The organism is Cupriavidus sp. 01T418, from assembly GCF_056398885.1.
The window spans coordinates 285966-304132 of the sequence record NZ_JBFTQG010000001.1 but is presented as its reverse complement, the minus strand read 5'-3'; the positions used below and the strand labels follow the sequence as shown (position 1 = coordinate 304132).

At 66.0% G+C, this 18167-nt stretch carries 16 protein-coding genes and 1 pseudogene; 5 read left to right on the top strand and 12 right to left on the bottom strand.

What is annotated here, in order from left to right; translation table 11 throughout:
- Positions 1-513: 513 nt before the first annotated feature.
- The 4 genes from AC1DQ3_RS01405 to AC1DQ3_RS01390 are packed head-to-tail and all read left to right on the top strand — an operon-like array spanning position 514 to position 5240.
- Positions 514-2580: an FUSC family protein gene (locus AC1DQ3_RS01405; RefSeq protein WP_477118375.1), complete on the top strand. Its 2067-nt coding sequence runs from the start codon at positions 514-516 to the stop codon at positions 2578-2580.
- On the top strand, positions 2570-2779 hold the full coding sequence (locus AC1DQ3_RS01400; RefSeq protein ID WP_477118500.1) for a DUF1656 domain-containing protein: 210 nt from the start codon (positions 2570-2572) through the stop codon (positions 2777-2779). Before AC1DQ3_RS01405 ends, AC1DQ3_RS01400 begins: the two co-directional genes overlap by 11 nt.
- Complete coding sequence (locus tag AC1DQ3_RS01395) at positions 2776-3681, top strand: efflux RND transporter periplasmic adaptor subunit (protein WP_477118374.1); 906 nt, start codon at positions 2776-2778, stop codon at positions 3679-3681. The genes AC1DQ3_RS01400 and AC1DQ3_RS01395 overlap by 4 nt, the downstream gene beginning before the upstream one ends.
- Entirely contained in the window at positions 3678-5240 is a 1563-nt protein-coding gene (locus AC1DQ3_RS01390; RefSeq protein ID WP_477118373.1) for an efflux transporter outer membrane subunit, read from the top strand. Before AC1DQ3_RS01395 ends, AC1DQ3_RS01390 begins: the two co-directional genes overlap by 4 nt.
- A gap of 194 nt (positions 5241-5434) precedes the next feature.
- Here the strand turns inward: AC1DQ3_RS01390 and AC1DQ3_RS01385 are convergent, their stop codons facing one another.
- The 10 genes and pseudogenes from AC1DQ3_RS01385 to AC1DQ3_RS01340 all read right to left on the bottom strand — a co-directional run bounded on the left by AC1DQ3_RS01385 (position 5435) and on the right by AC1DQ3_RS01340 (position 16696).
- On the bottom strand, positions 5435-6592 hold the full coding sequence (locus AC1DQ3_RS01385) for a CaiB/BaiF CoA transferase family protein (protein WP_477118372.1): 1158 nt from the start codon (positions 6590-6592) through the stop codon (positions 5435-5437).
- Positions 6593-6699: 107 nt separating this feature from the next.
- Complete coding sequence (locus AC1DQ3_RS01380) at positions 6700-7431, bottom strand: lipoyl protein ligase domain-containing protein (protein ID WP_477118371.1); 732 nt, start codon at positions 7429-7431, stop codon at positions 6700-6702.
- 34 nt (positions 7432-7465) lie between these two features.
- Positions 7466-7549 (bottom strand): annotated as a pseudogene (locus AC1DQ3_RS01375) (SDR family NAD(P)-dependent oxidoreductase); the annotation flags it as partial.
- Positions 7550-7719: 170 nt separating this feature from the next.
- Complete coding sequence (locus AC1DQ3_RS01370) at positions 7720-8832, bottom strand: acetoin dehydrogenase dihydrolipoyllysine-residue acetyltransferase subunit (RefSeq protein ID WP_477118370.1); 1113 nt, start codon at positions 8830-8832, stop codon at positions 7720-7722.
- A complete protein-coding gene (locus AC1DQ3_RS01365) occupies positions 8832-9848 on the bottom strand; it encodes an alpha-ketoacid dehydrogenase subunit beta (protein ID WP_477118369.1) in 1017 nt (338 codons plus the stop codon). The genes AC1DQ3_RS01370 and AC1DQ3_RS01365 overlap by 1 nt, the downstream gene beginning before the upstream one ends.
- Before the next feature lie 67 nt (positions 9849-9915).
- Positions 9916-10917 (bottom strand): thiamine pyrophosphate-dependent dehydrogenase E1 component subunit alpha, encoded by a 1002-nt coding sequence (locus AC1DQ3_RS01360; RefSeq protein WP_477118368.1) that lies wholly within the window; start codon positions 10915-10917, stop codon positions 9916-9918.
- 11 nt (positions 10918-10928) lie between these two features.
- Positions 10929-12086, bottom strand: a complete 1158-nt coding sequence (locus AC1DQ3_RS01355; RefSeq protein WP_477118367.1) for an ATP-NAD kinase family protein — start codon at positions 12084-12086, stop codon at positions 10929-10931.
- A gap of 236 nt (positions 12087-12322) precedes the next feature.
- Complete coding sequence (locus AC1DQ3_RS01350) at positions 12323-14338, bottom strand: sigma-54-dependent Fis family transcriptional regulator (RefSeq protein WP_477118366.1); 2016 nt, start codon at positions 14336-14338, stop codon at positions 12323-12325.
- A gap of 266 nt (positions 14339-14604) precedes the next feature.
- On the bottom strand, positions 14605-15366 hold the full coding sequence (locus AC1DQ3_RS01345) for a haloacid dehalogenase type II (RefSeq protein ID WP_477118365.1): 762 nt from the start codon (positions 15364-15366) through the stop codon (positions 14605-14607).
- Between the two features lie 313 nt (positions 15367-15679).
- Entirely contained in the window at positions 15680-16696 is a 1017-nt protein-coding gene (locus tag AC1DQ3_RS01340; protein ID WP_477118364.1) for an LLM class flavin-dependent oxidoreductase, read from the bottom strand.
- Positions 16697-16778: 82 nt separating this feature from the next.
- Here AC1DQ3_RS01340 and AC1DQ3_RS01335 point away from each other — a divergent pair, with 82 nt between their 5' ends.
- Positions 16779-17456: a TetR/AcrR family transcriptional regulator gene (locus tag AC1DQ3_RS01335; protein ID WP_477118363.1), complete on the top strand. Its 678-nt coding sequence runs from the start codon at positions 16779-16781 to the stop codon at positions 17454-17456.
- A gap of 67 nt (positions 17457-17523) precedes the next feature.
- On the opposite strand, the gene AC1DQ3_RS01330 is transcribed toward AC1DQ3_RS01335, so the two are convergent.
- Together AC1DQ3_RS01330 and AC1DQ3_RS01325 are read right to left on the bottom strand one after the other, a co-directional pair.
- Entirely contained in the window at positions 17524-17943 is a 420-nt protein-coding gene (locus tag AC1DQ3_RS01330) for a PIN domain-containing protein (RefSeq protein ID WP_477118362.1), read from the bottom strand.
- The gene (locus AC1DQ3_RS01325) at positions 17930-18163 is read right to left on the bottom strand and encodes an AbrB/MazE/SpoVT family DNA-binding domain-containing protein (RefSeq protein WP_477118361.1); all 234 of its coding nucleotides are present in this window, start codon (positions 18161-18163) and stop codon (positions 17930-17932) included. Before AC1DQ3_RS01325 ends, AC1DQ3_RS01330 begins: the two co-directional genes overlap by 14 nt.
- Between the last annotated feature and the right edge of the window lie 4 nt (positions 18164-18167).

The following is an 18167-nucleotide window of genomic DNA, read 5'->3' as shown; positions in this document are numbered from 1 at the left end:
CCGCGGCGATGCGCTTTTCCAACGGGTGCTTCGCCCTCGTGCAGTGCCCCACAAGAAAGTAACCGACACGGACGAAGCACTCGTCCCGCCACCTCAGCAATTCCCGAATTGGCACAGGTAGAACGCATGTGCGTAAAAGCACCAGTGCACCTGATGCCCATCGCTCAGGTCGGCATTTGCCTTCCAGAAAAGAAAGGGAAGTTCCCAATTCGACCGGCTACTGGAACGACGAGGAAAGGCTTAGATTCTGTGCCGTACCGCGAAAAATTTCCAATGCGTCGGCACGATCGGACCGAAGCGTCACGCCGGTCAATTCGCGAATTCGTGCGCGACGAATGCCAGCGCATCGGATTGGCGACCACGCAGACGCCTCTACGCAAGAACACTCCATTCATCAGGCAGAGCGCAGATGACCAGCCATTCTTCGAAACGTAGTCGTGCCGGTGTCGATCACATTTTTGCCGATTGGAGGCGAAGTCTGCTCCGACCTGGTTTGGGTGGAGGCCCGCTCGCATGATCCCTCTGTCCGCTACCCGGATACTGTCGATGCTGCCCAAATGGCGAGCGAAGCAACAGTGGCTTTTCTCGGTCAAGGTATTCGGCGCCGCGATGCTTTCGCTCTATATTGCGCTCGCGCTTGGCCTGGACCACCCCTATTGGGCTATGGCGACGGTCTATCTGGTTTCGAATCCGCTGGACGGTGCAACACGCTCGAAGAGCGCCTATCGCATCGGCGGCACGGTGCTAGGCGCGGCCGCAGCACTCGTGCTGGTGCCGCCGTTGGTCAATGAGCCGTTAGCCCTGATGGCCGCCATCTCGTTCTGGACGGCCGCGCTGCTGTACCTGTCCCAGATGGAGCGCGGGCCGCGAAGCTATACGTTCCTGCTGGCAGCGTTCACGCTGCCGATCGTCGCCTTACCAACAGTCACTGATCCGACTACCGTATTCGACGTGGCGCTGGTACGGGTCGAAGAAACTGTAATCGGCATCGCCTGCGCCAGCGTGATTGCCACTCTGATGTTTCCGACTCGCGTCGCGACCGTGTTGCGTGCGCAATCGCAAACGTGGCTTGCCGATGCGGCGCTGTGGGTCACCGACATGCTTTCGGGAGATCCGCGAAACGTCGTGCGCCATGACAGCCGCAACCGGCTAGCGGCCAATATCACCGCAATCGGCCATCTTGTCGATCACCTCTCTTATGAGGCTGATAGTCCAGCAGCAGTAGCAGGCGCGCGTGCGCTTCACGAGCGGATGACCATGCTGCTTCCTGTGTTGTCGGCGCTCGCGCAGGTGGTGCATGCCCTGCGTGACCATAGCGCCGGGGTGCCACCGGCTCTGGTTGCGCGACTGGCTGCGTTGGGCGCGTGGGTGCGCGCAGAGGCAGACGTGACGCGCCCCGATTCCGGCGGTGCGCAAGGTGACGTGTCGGCCGGTCATGCAAGCGCACCAGGCTGGCACGCCGGCCTGGTGACAGCGGCAGAGCGGCATCTCGACACGCTCGCTGATCTGTGGGAAGACTGTCTGGTTTTGCAGCGGAGCATTGGCAACGACACGCCTGCGGTATCGATTCCAGTGCTCCGCTATCAAGGTGAACCGGCCCCGCGCGCCTACCACCACGATCATCTGCTGTTGCTATTCCAGGCGGCATCGGCGGGACTCGCCATATTTTGCGTCGGTGAATTCTGGATCGTCTCGGGTTGGGAAAACGGAGCTGGCCCCGTCGGGCTGGCGGCGTCGACGATCAGCCTGCTGAACGGTGTCGACCAGCCGCGCAAGGTGGCATGGCGCTTCGTGACCTGGAGTGCCGTCTGCCTGCTGGTGGTCTGGTTCTACCTGTTCGTGGTTTTGCCCCTGGCCCATGATTTCGAAGCGCTGGTGGCTTTGCTGGCGATACCGTACATCGTCATCGGCGCGCTGATAGTGCGCCCTGGTTTTAATCTGTACGCGGTGCTGTTGTCGGTGAACGCGGTCACATTCGCGAATGTGCAGACGCTCTATGACGCACCCTTCGACGATCTCTTCAACAGCAGCCTGGCGATCTTTGCGGGGATGTCATTCGCGCCGCTCTGGTACATGCTCACGCGGCCGTTTGGTCAGCAGCTGGCAGCCGACCGGTTGCTCCGCGCGAACTGGCGCGACATCGCGCATGGCGCGGATCACGGCGGCTGGGTTGCGTCTCCACTGCTTCGCGCCCGCATGCTTGACCGGCTTGCGCGGTTGATACCCATGCAAACGATCGCGGGGGAAGCCTCTTCGCACGACAAATTCGTGGGACTTCAGGTGGGCTTCGACACGCTGGCGTTGCAACGCGACACGGAGGACATGGCGCCGTCGACGCAGCGTGCCGTGGTCCGCGTGCTGCGTGCGCTCGCAATTTACTCAAGTCGCCGAGGCCGTCGAAGGCGCCCGGCCGAAGTCCCCGTGGCGCTCGCAGCCCGCATCGATGCCGCCTGCCACGCCGTCGCCCTTCAGGCAACATCCAATGCGCGCTCGGCATTGACCGCGCTGGTTGGGCTGCGTCTGACGCTATTTCCGGGTAACCAGCCTGCCCTTGGAACGGACGATGACGATGCCAAGTGAGATCGACGTCTACGGTGTGTTCGTCCCGAGCCTGCTCGTGCTGATGCTGTTGGCGTTCGGACTGACCTCGGTTCTGCGTGGACTGTTGGCACGTGCCGGTTTCTATCGACGAGTCTGGCATCGGTCACTGTTCAATGCCTCCATCTACATCATCATGCTTGGCGCCTTGCTGGCGCTTGCACAAAGAATGCCATCATGAAGCGTATCGTTTTTCACCTCGGTCCCGTCTTGCTCACATTGGTGGCCGTCAGCGTTTCGGCCTTTGTTGGGTTGCATTTGTGGAACTACTATACGACGGCGCCGTGGACCCGCGATGGCCACGTGCGGGCCGACATTGTCCAGGTCGCGCCCGACGTATCGGGATTGGTGACCGAGGTGTATGTGAAGGACAACGCGCAGGTGCATCGCGGGCAGGTGCTGTTTGTGATCGATCCACAGCGATACGACCTTGCGTTGCAACAGGCCGAGGCAACCGCAGCCAGCTATCGTGCTGCACTGGCCGAGGCGCGCCGCGAAGCCGCACGCAATCGCTCGCTAGTCGATGTGGTGGCGCGCGAGACAGTTGAGGCAACGCAGGCGCGCGTCGAACAAGGCGAGGCTGCTCTTGCGCAGGCTGAAGCCGCCGTCGGCGTGGCGCGCCTCAATATCGAGCGCTCGCGTGTCGTGAGTCCCATCAATGGTTTCGTCAATGACCGTATGCCACGGCCAGGCGACTACGCCAACGCCGGCAAGCCCGCGCTTTCCGCGGTGGACAGCGACTCCCTGTACGTCGAGGGCTATTTCGAGGAAACCAAGCTGCCCCGGATCCGTATCGGCGACCCCGTCGATGTGCGCATCATGGGCGAGCACACTGTGCTGCACGGTCACGTCGAGAGTATTGCGGCTGGCATCGAGGACCGCAACCGCAGCGCCGGATCGAATCTGCTACCCAACGTGAACCCGACTTTCAACTGGGTGCGCCTGGCGCAGCGTGTGCCAGTCCGCGTTATGCTTGAGAACGTGCCTGCCGAAGTACAACTGGTATCGGGACGTACCGCCACCGTCGGTGTGCGTGGAGAACGTGCGTCCGGAACGCCCGCAAGCCGGGAGACGCGGCAATGAACATTCGCATCTGGCTTGCGCGTGCCGCTGGCGCGCTCATGATCGCGCTATTGTCCAGCTGCATGACCGTCGGCCCGGACTATCACGTGCCTGAGAACGCCGTGGTTCAATCGCCGATGATCAAGGAACCATTGCAAGGTTCCGACGATCCCGCGATCTCGCTGGCGCCGTTACCGGATGACTGGTGGCGGCTGTACGACGATCCGAAGCTTAATGGACTGGTGCAGGAGGCTCTGCGTGCCAATACCGACCTGCGAGTAGCCACCGCCAACCTTCGGCGCTCGCTCGCGAACTTCCAGGAGGTGCAGGCGGAGCACCTGGTTCAGGGCAATATCACGGCTGGAACCAGCCGCGAGCAGTATTCGGGCGAGGCTTTTCTGACTAAACAACAGCCCCCTGTCATCAATGTTGGCAGCTATGGCATCTCGGTGTCGTATCTGATCGACATCTTCGGCAAACTGGAACGCGCAGACGAGGCGTCGCTTGCCGCCGCGCAGGCCAGCCAGGCCGCGCTCGACTCGGCCCGCGTGATGGTAGTGTCGCAGACGGTTCTTGCCTATGTGCAGGGTTGCGCGGCCACCCATGAACTTGAAGTTGCACAGCGCCAGCTCGCGCTTCAGGAAAGCGCTGTCACATTGACACGCAAACTGGTGGATGCAGGTCGCAACCAGCCGGCGGACGTCCCGCAGGCACGATCGCAAGCGGAAAGCCTGCGCGCGAGCTTGCCGCGATTTCGCGCCGAACAGGCGGCAGCTGCCTATCGACTGTCAGTCATGCTAGGTCAGCCGCCGGGCGCGCCGTCATTGCCGCAAGCAGAGTGTCGCGAGGAACCGCGGCTGAGACAGCCTCTTCCAGTCGGCGACGGCGCCGCGCTGCTCAAACGACGGCCAGATGTCCGGCAGGCCGAGCGCGAACTGGCGTCCTCTACCGCGAAGATCGGTGTTGCGACGGCCGATCTCTATCCTTCGATCAGCCTCGGCGCTACAGGCGGTGTAGCGGGCGCCCTGTCGGATCTCGGCATGGGCGACACGCGTCACTGGAGTTTCGGCTCGCTGGTGACGTGGAATTTCCCGACCAATGGCGCGCGGGCGCGTGTCCGCGGCGCGGAAGCGGGCGCCGATGCATCTCTGGCACACTTTGATGGCGTCGTACTGAAGGCGCTGGAGGAGGCGCAGAGCGCGCTGGCTCGCTATACCAACGAACTTAGCCGCAATGGCTCGCTGCGTGAGGCACGCGACCAGGCCAGCGTGGTTGCTCATGAACAGCGCCGCCTGTACCAAGGTGGTCGCGTGCCTTATCTTTTGAGTCTGGACGCCGACCGCACGCTGGCCAACGCCGAGGCGACACTTGCCGAATCAGACGCGCAAATCGCGTACTACCAGGTGAGCGTGTTCCAGTCGCTGGGCGGTGGTTGGCAGCAAGATCATTCTCCGCTGTCACACGCTGACTGCGAGTCCGCGGACGCCTCATTCTTGCCGCAGACGCGCAACGTCACTGGCAGGAGGTCAACGGCCGCTTCTGGCTGCGAAAGTGCCACCCGAATGACCGCGTGGCGGTGATGGCGAACGACCGCTCGTGGCCGATCTCGGTCGCCTGGCTCCTCCCCGTAACATACCGCAGTCCGGCCGCCCTCCCTGACAGCCACACGGCTTTCCCATCCCGCAAAATCGGCGATGAACCTTTCCTTTGCGCTACCCCGAATCCCGCAATGCACATCGCGCCTTCTTGCCTTTGACTTTAAGCAGTATCAGTATCAGATCGCTCCATCGCGCCGCAACGCGACAATCACCTCGGCATCCACGCCCCAATCCCGCAGCACCGCGTCGCTATGCGCACCAGGTTCGGCCGGCGGCTGCGGCACGGCCGCCGGCGTACGGCTGAAGCGCGGCGCCGGGGCCGGCTGCATCACGCCGTCGATTTCCAGGAACGTCTCGCGGGCGCGGTTGTGCGGATGCTGCGGCGCCTCGTCCCAGTCCAGGATCGGGGCGAAGCACGCGTCGCTGCCTTCCAGCAGCTCGCACCATTCGGCACGCGTGCGCGTGAGGAACAAAGCGGTCATGCGCGCCTTGAGCTCGGGCCAGTGGAGCTTGTCGAGCTGCTTGTCGAACAGCGGATCGTCCAGCCCGCAGCGCTCGCGCAGCAGTGCGTAGAACTGCGGTTCGATAGCGCCCACCGCCACGTACTTGCCGTCGGCGCAGGCATAGGTGTCGTAGAAATGCGCGGCGCCGTCGAGCAGGTTGTCGCCGCGCTGGTTGTTCCAGCGCCCGGCCGCCTTGAAGCCGTACATCATGGCGGACAGCACCGCGGTGCCGTCGGTCATGGCCGCGTCCACCACCTGCCCCATGCCCGAATTGCGTGCCTCGTTGACCGCGCACATCACGCCGAACGCCAGCAGCATGCCGCCGCCGCCGAAGTCGCCGACGTAGTTGAGCGGCACCACGGGCGGCTGCCCCGCCCGGCCGATGGCATGCAGCGCGCCGCCGATGGCGATGTAGTTGATGTCGTGGCCCGCAGCCTGCGACAGCGGCCCGTGCTGGCCCCAGCCGGTCATGCGGCCATACACCAGCGCCGGATTACGCGCCAGGCAAACGTCCGGGCCCAGCCCCAGGCGCTCCATCACACCGGGGCGAAAGCCTTCGATCAGCACGTCCGCCCTGGCGATCAGGTCCAGCACGACCGCGGCCGCGCCGGGCTTGCGCAGGTCGATGGCCAGGGAGCGCCTGCCGCGCGCCAGCACGTCGCAGCGCGCCTTGCCCGCGCCGGTGGCCGGCGCCTCGCCGGGCCCGGCCGGACGGGGGCGGTCGATGCGGATCACCTCGGCGCCCTGGTCGGCCAGCATCATCGCGCAGAACGGCGCCGGGCCGATCCCAACCATTTCCACCACTTTCAATCCCGCCAACGGTCCCGCCATGTCCTGTCTCCGTTTGTTTGCCCGGCCCGGGGCGTCCCCGGAGCGTCTAGCCGGACAGTTTGACACGCTTGTCCCAGCGGGGAATCGTCAATACCGACGAATCCACGTCAAGGCGGGATTGCGTCAAGCGCCCCGCGGAGCGCTTCAGCGGTCCGGCCGGCCAGGTCCTCCAGCACCGGCTGCCCGCTCTGCGCCAGCGCCTGGGCCACGCTGACCACCTTGTCCGCACGGTAATGGCGTCCGCTGCCGATGGCGGCCTCGAAGTCATTGGCGCGCCGGTTGATCTCTTCCGGATCGGCGCTGACCAGCAGGACGGCGTGGGCCAGCACGACATGCAGGGTCGCATCCTCGGCACCCGCCACGCGGCGCCAGTACTGCGCGGTGCCGGCAATCTTGCGGGCGGACTCCGGTGGGCCCCAGGCCAGGTTGAAGCGGCCATCGCAGAACGAGCCGTCCACGGCTTGCCAGTGCGTGCGCAGCCCCAGCGTCTCCAATGCGCCAGCCAGCACCTCGCACAGATGCAGGTAGACCGCCTCGGCGCAGGTGCCAGCGCCGCCGCGCACGGGGTAGGCCAGGCTCAGGTTGAGGATGCCGGGGCCCTGCGGCACCAGCCCGCCGCCGGACAGTCGCAGCCAGACCGGGCAGCCGCGCGCGGCGAAGTCGCGGCGCGCCGTGTCCAGTTTCGCATGGCGCAGGTAGCTGCGCGGCACCACCAGCGAGACGGGTGCCTGCCACAGGTGCGCCAGCCAGCGGCCGGCGCCGGCCTGTTCGAGCAGCGCCTGCTCGGCATGCAGCGGGTCCGGGTCGGTGGGATCGGGATCGAGGAATTCAAATCGCATGGGATGACCGGTAAGCGCGCAAGCCGGGCCGCGACGCAAGCGTCAGCGCGATACCGCGGCCAATGCCGCGGGCACCGCCGGTGATTACGGCGACTTGTCCCCTTAGCGGTTCGGTCATGGGTGATCTCCTTTGCGTGTTCTGGTGTTGATTTTTCAGGTTCATCGGACTTCAGTGTGGGTCGATGCATCGCTGGGGCCAAATCCAGCACACGCGAAAGTCCGAAGCACCATTTTTCAAGGTGCGCACTGCGCAGATACTGCCCGAGTCCCGCACGGGACTCGGATAGGTCATCCGTCGATATGCCGCTTTAGCAGCGCGTTGACTTCGTTGGCCTTCTCCATCTGGCTCATATGTCCCGCATCGTCGAACACCTTCACGGTGGCACCCGCGGGCGCATTCTCCGCATGCGCTGCGGGAATGATCTGATCCTTCGCGCCCCACATCACCAGCACCGGTTTGCCGCAGCCGCCCAGCTTGCGGCCCGGCTGCTCGGTCTGCCGGCCGCCGCCGAACAGACTCGCGCCCAGGCTCCCCAGCACTTCCGTCACGCCATCGAGCCGCTTGTACCTGAGCAGGTCATCCAGCATCTGCCGGCTGACCAGCCTCGCATCGGCGAACAGCAGTTCCACCACCGGCTTGAGATCGCGCCGCGACTGCGCGTTGACGAAGCCTTCGGTGTAGCCGTTGTTGACCTCGTCACCCAGGCCGGCCGGCGATACCAGCGCCACCGAGCGCACCCGCTGCGGCGCGTCCACCGCTAGCTGCGCGGCTATGCCGCCGCCCATCGAGTGGCCGACGAGGTGGGCCTGGGCGATATCCAGCGCGTCCATGAAGCGCGCGACGAATCCGGCCAGCGCTGCCAGCGTGGTGCCCGGCAACTTCGGCGTGGACTGGCCATGCCCCGGCAGGTCAAGTGCGACCACGATGTGCGTTTCCGCCAGCGCGTCGAGGTTGAATAGCCAGTTGTCGAGATCACCGCCAAACCCGTGGATGAAGAGCACCGTCTGCGCGCCCTCGCCTCGCTTCGCATAGCGCACGCGGATGCCGTCGACATCGATAAAGTGGCAGGCGGAAGCGGCCGCGTCTTCGTCGTCCTCATCGGCCGCGGGAGTCTCGTAGGCAGCCACGTAGGCGTCGATTTCCGCGTCGCTGACCTCCGGCGGCGCCAGCACGCCAAGCAGCGCCTTGACCGGCAGGACGTCGCCCACCGCCGCCACCTTGCGCCGCAGGGTGCCGGCGTCCGGCGCTTCGACCGCGTTGGCGATCTTGTCGGTCTCCACGTCGAGGATCGGCATGCCGACCGAGATCTGCGTGCCTTCCTCGACCAGCCAGTCGTTGATCGTGCCTTCTTTCATCGACAGGCCCCATTTGGGCATGACGATCGGAGTGATCTCGGCCATCAGCGTTTCCCTCCTTTCACGGTCTTGCGCGCGGCATCGGCAATCTGCGCCGCGCTGGGGATGTACAGGTCTTCCAGCGCTGGCGAAAACGGCACCGGCGTGTGCGGCGGGCAGACCATCTCGATGCCGGCCTTTAGCGCGCCGAACGCACGCTGCGCGACCTGCGCCGAAATGTCGGTGGCGATATTACAGCGCGGGCTGGCCTCATCCACCACCACCAGGCGGCCTGTCTTTTCCACCGACTCAAGAACGGTGTCGATATCCAGCGGCGAAAGCGTGCGCAGGTCCACGATTTCCGCTTCGATGCCTTCCTTGGCCAGCGTGGCTGCCGCCTCCAGAGCGCGATGCACCATCAGGCCGTAGGTGACGATGGAGACGTCCTTGCCGTCGCGCACGATATTGGCTTCGCCGAAGGGGATAGCGTACGAGTTCTCCGGCACCTCGCCTTCGAAGCCGTAGAGGTTCTTGTGCTCGCAGAAGATCACTGGATCGTTGTCGCGGATGGCCTGGATCAGCAGGCCCTTGGTGTCATACGGCGTGCTTGGGCACACCACCTTGAGGCCGGGGATATGCGTGAACAGCGGCGTGAGCATCTGGCTGTGCTGGGCCGCCGCGCGAAAGCCCGCGCCCACCATGGCGCGGATCACCACCGGCGTCTCGGCCTTGCCGCCGAACATGTAGCGGAACTTGGCGGCCTGGTTGAAGATCTGGTCGAAGCAAACGCCCATGAAGTCGATGAACATCAGCTCGGCAATCGGCCGCATGCCGCAGGCGGCGGCGCCGATGGCCGCGCCCACGTAGGCGGACTCGGACAGCGGCGTGTCCAGCAAGCGGTCGCCGTGCTTGGCGTATAAGCCCTTGGTCACGCCGAGCACGCCGCCCCAGGCGTCTTTCTCGCCGTCCGCGCCAGCGCCGCCGACAATATCCTCGCCGAGCATGATCACGCTCGGGTCACGGGTCATTTCCTGGTCGATCGCTTCGTTGATCGCCAGCTTCATGCTTAATCTACGGGACATGATTTGGTCTCCTGATCGTGGATCGTGCTTGCTGTCGTTATGTCTCGGGATGGCTGAGGTCGCGCGCTCAGTAGCTGACGTACACGTCGGTCAGCAGATCGGCGGGCGTCGGGAACGGCGCCGCCTTGGCCTGCTGCACCGCGTCCTCGATCAGCGCGGCAACCTGCTCGTCGATGGCCTTGAGTTCATCCGCCGCGATCACGCCAGCCTGGGTCACGGTGGCGGAGAATTTCTTCAGGCAGTCCTTGTTGGCGCGGATGTCGTCGAGCTCGCCCGAGGCGCGATAGGTTTGCGCATCACCTTCGAAGTGGCCGTAGAAGCGCACCATCTTGCATTCCAGCAGGGCGGGGCCGCCGCCTTCGCGGGCACGCTTGATGACTTCGCCGGCGGCCTCGTGCACCGCGAAGAAATCGGTGCCGTCCACCGTCACGCCCGGAATGCCGAAGCCGGCGGCGCGGTCCACGTAGCTGTCCACTGCCGTGCCGTAATCGCGCCCGGTGGATTCCGCGTAACCGTTGTTCTCGATCACGAAGATCACCGGCAGGTTCCACACCGCGGCCAGGTTCAGGCTCTCCAGGAAGGTGCCCTGGTTGGACGCGCCATCGCCGGCGAAGGTGATGCCGATCTCGCCCTTGCCGCGGAACTTGGCGGCCAGCGCGGCGCCGCAGATCAGCGGCGCGCCCGCGCCCAGAATGCCGTTGGCGCCCATCATGCCCTTGGACAGGTCGGCGATATGCATGGAGCCGCCCTTGCCGTTGCAGGAGCCGCCCTTGCGCCCGTAGATCTCCTTCATCATCGCCACCGGATCGACGCCCTTGGCAATGCAATGGCCGTGGCCGCGATGCGTGCTGGCGATACGGTCGCCATCGCCCAGGTGGTGCAGGATGCCGACCCCGGCGGCTTCCTCGCCGGCGTAGAGGTGGACGAAGCCGGGAATGTCGCCGCGCCCGAAGTCCACGTGCAGGCGCTCTTCGAAATCGCGGATGGTACGCATCCTGCGATAAACGGCGAGCAGTTCCTGCTTGTTTAGGGGCAGCGTGTTCTTGGGACCGGGTGCATTGGCTGTCATGTCTGTCTCCTTCAAGGTTTTGTGGTGGCGGTTAGAAGCTCGGTGAGTGGCTGGGGTGGGGGATGCTGCTGTTGCTGTTGCTGTTGCCGGTGCGGCGGCGGTTGTTGCTGCGGTGTCGGTGCACACCCGCCGCGCATCAGCCCGGCGGCCGCGGCATAGCGCATGCAGGCCGCCACGTCGATGCTCAGGAAAGCGCGCTCGCGCAGCGTCACGGTAACTTCGTCCTGCGGGCCGAACACCAGCTCGCGCTCGCCATCGAGCGCGACGATGCCGGCGCGCTGGCGCACGCGGTGCGGCACGCCGTCGGTCAGGCGCTCCCAGCCCGCGATGGGCACGGCGCGCAGCAGGCCCGGCGCAATCGGCGCGCGCAGCGCGAAACGGCCCTCGCCAGGCGCGGCGAGCTCGATCGCCAGGCCGCCCGGCTCGTGCCGGCCCACGGGTTCCAGCAGTCCACCGATGGCGGACAAGCCAATCGCCTGTGGATCGGCAAAGGATACGTAGACTGCGCCCAGCGTCTCGGTCTTCCACAAGGCGCGCGCGCCGATGAAGTGCTCGTGGGAGATCACCGCGTCGACCAGCGCGATGTCGTGGCGAGCGCCGCCCTCGCCGGCAATCGCGATGTCCAGCCGCTTGTTGCCGGCCAGCGCATGCGCGGCGGGGATGCGGCCGCTGGCGAACAGGCCGGTGGCCAGGCCCGTGATGGTGGGCTCGCGCATTTCGGGGTAAGCGTTGTTGGTGCCGGTGGAGAGGCCGGCAATCGGCACGGTGCCGCATTCGCGCACCACCGCGCGGTGGGTGCCGTCGCCGCCGAGCACGATGATGGCGGCCACGCCCGCCTCGCGCATCCTGCGCGCGGCCAGGAAGGTATCATCGACGCGCGCAGTGACCGGCATGTCGAGGTATTCCACTTCGGGCAGCGCGGCGTCCGGCCCCTGGCGGCGCGACAGGTGGCGCGCCAGCAGCACGCGCATGCCTTCGCGGTCCGGCATCATCAGCACGCGGCCGACCCCGCAAGCCGAAAGCGCGGCCAGCAGACGCAGCACGCTATTGACGCGATCGGCCAGTTGCAACGTGTTGGCGTTGGCGATCACGCGGCGGATATCACGCGCGGAAATCGGATTGGCGATGATGCCGACCAGCGGCCGTGCAGCCAGCGCTTGCTCACCCATGCCTGTCTCCTGTCGTCCTGTTTTTTTCCAGGCTCCGACACGCATATCGCAACGGGCGTGCCACCCAGCGAAAGCGGGTTTCAGCGGCGAAAACTCGGGATTACCCCGAGGAAAACAAGGCCGCGCGAGGGCGTTGCGGGGTGTACGCAGGCTTGGGCGTGACAGGTGTCACAGCATCAGTTGTCCAGGCGGTGAACAGGTGTAGCGCGCGGCGATGGCACACCGCGCCGCCAAGCTCAGTGGTGTCCCGCGTCGCGTTGGTTGGGTGACTCGATACCGTAGCGCGCCATGCGGCGGTACAGCGTCATCCGGCTGACGCCGATCTGCCGCGCCACCGCGCTCAGGTTCCAGCCCGCCGCCCGCAGGTATTGCATCAGCAGCATGCCTTCGGGCGGCAACAGGTGGCTGTCGAAGGCGGGAACCGGTAGTGCCGCCGCAGGCACGGCTTCGGCCGGCGCCATGCTCGCGGAAGCGGGCAGCAGCCCTTGCTGCAGCGGCATCTCGCCGATGCCCTCGGGCAGGTCCTCCACCTCGATATGGCCGTCGTCGCAGACCGCCCGCGCGTATTCGAGCGCGTTGCGCAACTCGCGCAGGTTGCCGGGCCAGCGATGCGCGTGCAGGCGCGCGCGCGCCGCGGGCGACAGGCTGACCTCGGCTTGTTTCTCGCCAGTGCCCAGCATCTTGCCGATCAGCCAGTCCAGGTCCGTGCGTTCGCGCAGTGGCGGCAGCATCAGCCGCGCGCCGTTGAGCCGGTAGTACAGGTCCTCGCGGAAGCGTCCGCTGCTGACCAGTTGGTCAAGTGGATGATGGGTAGCGGAGATCACGCGCAGGTTGACCGGCACCGGACGCGCAGCGCCAATCGCCAGTACTTCGCCTTCGGCCAGCACGCGCAGCAGGCGCGACTGCAGCTCGCGCGGCATATCGCCAATCTCGTCGAGGAAGAGCGTGCCGCCGTCGGCTTCCTGGATCAGGCCACGTTTGGGCCGCGGGCCAGCGCCGGAAAAGCTGTTGGGCAGGTGGCCGAACAGCTCGCTCTCGATCAGGGATTCCGGAATCGCCGCGCAGTTCACTGCGACAAAAGGCCCATGGCGGCGCGAGCTGGCGTGGTGCAAGGCCTTGGCGAGATATTCCTTGCCGCTGCCGGTCTCGCCATGGATCAGCAGGTTGATGGGCGAATCCACCAGCCTGGCGGCGCGCAGCAACTGTTGCTGCAGTGCCGCATCGCCGCCGCAGAGCGCGGCCAGCGGCGCCTGCAGCGGCGTGCTCCGCTCGCCGGTCTCGCGAGCGCGCTGCCAGCGCAAGGCTGGCGGCAGCACGCTCAAGTAGAGCCGGGCGCCGCTGCGGGCCAGCGCCAGTGCGCGCTGTTCGCTCGGGCGCGAATGCACGAAGCGGCCGAGCTCGTCGAGCCGCGCCTCGAACAGCGACTCGAACGGCATGCCCAGCACCGGCGCGCCGCCGGGCGCGGTGCCCAGCTCGGCTTCCAGCATCTGCTGGGCCCGGCGGTTATGGCCGACGACGCGGCCGCCGGCATCGAGCGCCAGCAGGTAATCGGGGTTGACGTCGACAAACTCCGGCGCGGCATTGAGCTTGAGGATCCAGTCCTCCCGGTGGCTGCGCAGGAAGCTGGCATTCTCGATATGGCTGGCGTAGATGCGCACCATCTGCAGCGCCAGGCCCTGGCTGTCCTTGGCCTGCGGCGAGGTCAGCGCGGAGATGTCGGGGATAGCGCAGAGGCTGCCGTGCGAATCGAACAGCGGCGCCGCGGTGCAGGTCAGCGGGATATGCGTGGCATCGAAATGGTCGGCCTGGTGCACGGTCAGCGCCTGGCCGGTGGCCAGCGCCGTGCCCACGGCGCAGGTGCCGGCGCCGGACTCGCTCCACTGCGCGCCCAGGTACAGCCCGGCGCGGCGCAGGGAAGCATCAGCGTTGGCGTCGCCCAGATAGTCCACCGTCACGCCTTGGGCATCGGTCAGCAGCACCACATAGCCCATGCCGGCCACCTGGCTGTAGAGCGTCTGCAGGCCGTGGCGCGCGATCCGCGCGAAATCGTCGATGCGTTGCTGGTGCTCGCGCAGCCGGGTCTGCGGCAGGATGCAGGCCTGCTGCATGCGCGCCGGGTCGAGCCCGTGCTGGTGCACGCAGCGCCGCCACGAATTCTGGATGATGGCTTCGGGCGCGCACAGCATCGGCGCGCCGGCCCGGGTGGTGAGCTGGACTACCGTGTCGATGTGCTCGCGTTGCCGCAGGTCCATCGTCGTCTCCTTGTCGTCTCCTGGCGGATCGCCGGGCCGGCGCCGGTGCGCGGACGGGTCCGCCATGTCCCGGTTCTGGCTTGCCTCTGTCTGGGCCGCGGGGTTGCGGCGTGGGCGACCGGGAGTCCTAATGTATCCGACAAGGAGCAGCTTGGGCAAACTCCTTCATGCCATGTGCAGCGGGCGCGCAGTGGCCGCACCTGCCACCGATGTGCACCGGCGGACGCATCCGGCACCACCGTGCGTGCCGGGCGGCGTCGCCAGACTCAGTCGCACATCCGATCCGCCAGCTCCGTCAGGCTGCTCACCACCACATCCCAGTCCGACTCGGCCGCCAAGTCCTTCGACTGGTTCGGTCCATATTCCGCGGGCCGGTTGACATAGGCGGTACGCATGCCATGCGAGCGCCCATGCCGCAGGTCGTTGTTGTGCGCCGCGACCAGCATCAGCTCGTGTGGCTGCAGGTCGAGGAAGGCAATCACGCCCCGATAGATCTCCGCCTCCGGCTTGAAGTGGCGCACGATGTCCGCGCTGAACACCGCATCCCACGGCAGGCAGGCATGCCTGGCGATATCGATCAGGCAGGGGACGCTGCCGTTGGAGAAGGTGGAGATAATGTAGCGCTGCTTCAGCCGCGCAAGCCCGGGCGCGCTATCCGGCCAGCCCGCGAGCCGGTGCCAGGCGCGGTTCAGATAGTCCTTCTCCGCCTCGCCCAGGTCTTCAATGCCGAACTGGTCGAGCAGCGCATCGAGCCGCTCGCGATGCAGCACGTCGATATTGGCCCACGGCCGCTCGCCCTTGCGCACGCGCTCCATGCCGGGCACGTAGCCGGCGCGCCAGGCGTCGGCGAAGGCGACCCAATCGGCATCGATGCCCTTCTTCCGCCCGAATGCGGTCAGGTCGGCAATCACGCTGGTGCGCCAGTCCACCACCGTGCCGAATACGTCGAACACCAGGGCCTTGACCGCGCTCAGGTCCGGCGCCTCGACGCCGGCGCCGCTGCCATGGTGCTTCCTGTTTTCACGCATCCCTTTTCTCCTCCATCCAGGGGCGGGCCGCGCTGCGTTTGGTGATGCTCAAGGTCATGCGTTGTGCTCCGCGGGTTGCATGGAACCGCACTTGGCATACCAGCCGCGTCTTGCGTGCCGGTTGCCGGCGGCGTTGGGGCCACGCGCAAGCAGGCGCGGCGAAACGCACATTGTAGGCAGGCTTCGCAAAGCTTGCCGGCAAGATCGTGGGCGATTTGGGATGACGAGGTTCGCGCCGGCCCCAACGTCCACAAAAAGAAAAAAAGCCCGCGCCGAATCGGCAGCGGGCTTCTTCCCATGCGGACAGCCTCGTTCAAATCACGATCTTCGCCACCGGCTCCGCCGCCCGCATGGCCTGCGCGGCAATCTCGAACGACCGCAGGCGCGCCTCGAAGTCATGGATCTGCGCCGTGAGCATCAGTTCATCCGGCTGCAGGTCTTCGATAAAGTTGCGCAGGCCATTGCGCACGCCTTCAGGATCCCCCACTACCGAGCAGGCCAGCGAGCGCCGGATATGCGTGGCTTCGGTCTCCGTCCACAGCAGCTCGATATTGTCCACCGGGGGGCGGATCGGGCCGGGACTGCCGCGCACGAGCGCCAGGAACTGCTGCTGCAGCGATGTGAACAGCCGCCTCGCCTGCGCATCCGAATCCGCCGCGAACACATTGAGGCCCAGCATCACGTGCGGCCTGGACAGTTGCGCCGATGGCTGGAAGGTCTGGCGATACAGGTCGACCGCCTGGCGCATGAAGCCCGGCGCGAAATGCGAGGCAAAGGCAAAGGGCAGGCCCATCGCCGCCGACAGCTGCGCGCTGAACAGGCTGGACCCGAGCAGCCACAGCGGCACCTTCAGGCCCGCGCCGGGCACCGCGCGCAGCCGCTGGCCGGGGCGCGGATCGTCGAAGTACGCCTGCAACTCCTCCACATCCTGCGGGAAGGCATCGGCGGTATCCTGCGTGGCGCTGCGGCGCAGCGCGCGGGCGGTGGACGCGTCGGTGCCGGGCGCGCGGCCCAGGCCAAGGTCGATGCGGCCAGGGAACAGCGATGCCAGCGTGCCGAACTGCTCGGCCACCACCAGCGGCGAATGGTTGGGCAACATGACGCCGCCCGAGCCCACGCGGATGGTGGAAGTGCCGTTGGCCACATAGCCCATCAGCACCGCCGTGGCGGCACTGGCAATGCCCGGCATATTGTGATGCTCCGCCAGCCAGAAGCGGCGGTAGCCCAGGCGCTCGGCGTGCTGCGCAAGCGCGAGCGAATTGCGCATGGCCTGGCCGGCGTCGCCGCCCTCCACGATAGGCGACAGGTCAAGCAGGGAATAAGGGATCATGGCGAACGCCAGCAGGCGCGGCAATTTATTGAATGATCACTATACTAATCACCACTGGCGTCCCTGGCAACGGAAAATTATAATGACCACTATGAAAAAGAGTGATTCCGGTGCAGGCCGCGGGCGGCCCAGGCAATTCGATCGCGACGCGGCGCTGGGCCAGGCCCTGGTGCTGTTCTGGCGCCATGGCTATGGCCCCACCTCGATCGCCGCGCTCACCGACGCGATGGCGATCACCGCGCCCAGCCTGTATGCCGCCTTCGGCAGCAAGGAGCAACTGTTCTACGAGGCCGTGGACCGTTACGCGGACACGCACGGCGCCCTGCTCTACGCGCCGCTGCAAGGCGCGGGCAGCGCACGTGAAGCGGTGCAAGGGCTGCTGGCCGGCGCCGCTGCGCTGTTCAGCGCCGAGGGCAACCCGGCCGGCTGCTTCCTGATGACCGGCACCAGTTGCCCGGCCGACTGCACCTATATCGAAGACACGCTGCGCGAACGCCGCAAGGACAAGGAACTGGCCTTGCAGGCCTGCATCGAGCAGGGCATCGCGCACGGCGAACTGCCGCGCGGCACCGACGCGGCCGCGCTGGCCAGGTTCTACAACACGGTGATGCAGGGCATGTCGATGCAGGCGCGCGACGGTGCGTCGCGCGATGCGCTGGAGGCAGTGGCGGCGGCCGCGATGCTGGCATGGCCCGCGGCGCCGGCAAAGGCAGCGAAAGCGGCGAAGACCGCGAAGCCGCGCGAAGCACAGACCGCTTAGGGATGGTGTTCAGGCCTGCTCATGGATATCAAGCCTTGTCCGGGTTTTGAACAAAATCCCTGGAAGCTCAGACAAACGGATTTCTCAGTGTCAGGCTGTCCTCGATGATCAGCCCATGATGCATGTCTTCGGTGTAGAGCGCCTGGCAGCCCTCGATCGAAGCGGCGGCTACAATGCAGGCGTCGTAGAACGACAGGCCGTGCCGCTCAGCCACTCGTCGGGCCAGGTCGTGCACCTCGCTCGTCAGCGGTATCACGTGGCACAGGCTCTTCACCGCATCCAGGAACTGCCCCACCTCGCTCCAGTCCATCCGCAGCTTGCGCACGCAGACGTTCGTCACTTCGTTCAGCACCTGCACGCTGATGGTGGGCTTGCTGCGCATCAGCGCTTCCGAGCGATCCGCCTTCGCGGCATCGTCCGACAGCAGATAGAGCACCACGTTGCTGTCGATGAAAATCTTGGGCCGACGCGCGTTACCCTCGCTCATTCGCGTCATCCCGGCTGAATTTGAAATCGGCAGGCAACTTGCCGCGAAAGCGCCGCAGCCGCTTGAGCAGTTCGTCCGCCCCAGGTTTCTTGCGGATCGCAAACGTGCGCGGCTGGTCGACCACGATCTCGATATCGTCGCCTTCACGAAGCTCCAGCGCCTCGACAACACTCACCGGCAGACGCACGGCGAGGCTGTTACCCCACTTGGCTACTTGCATGGAC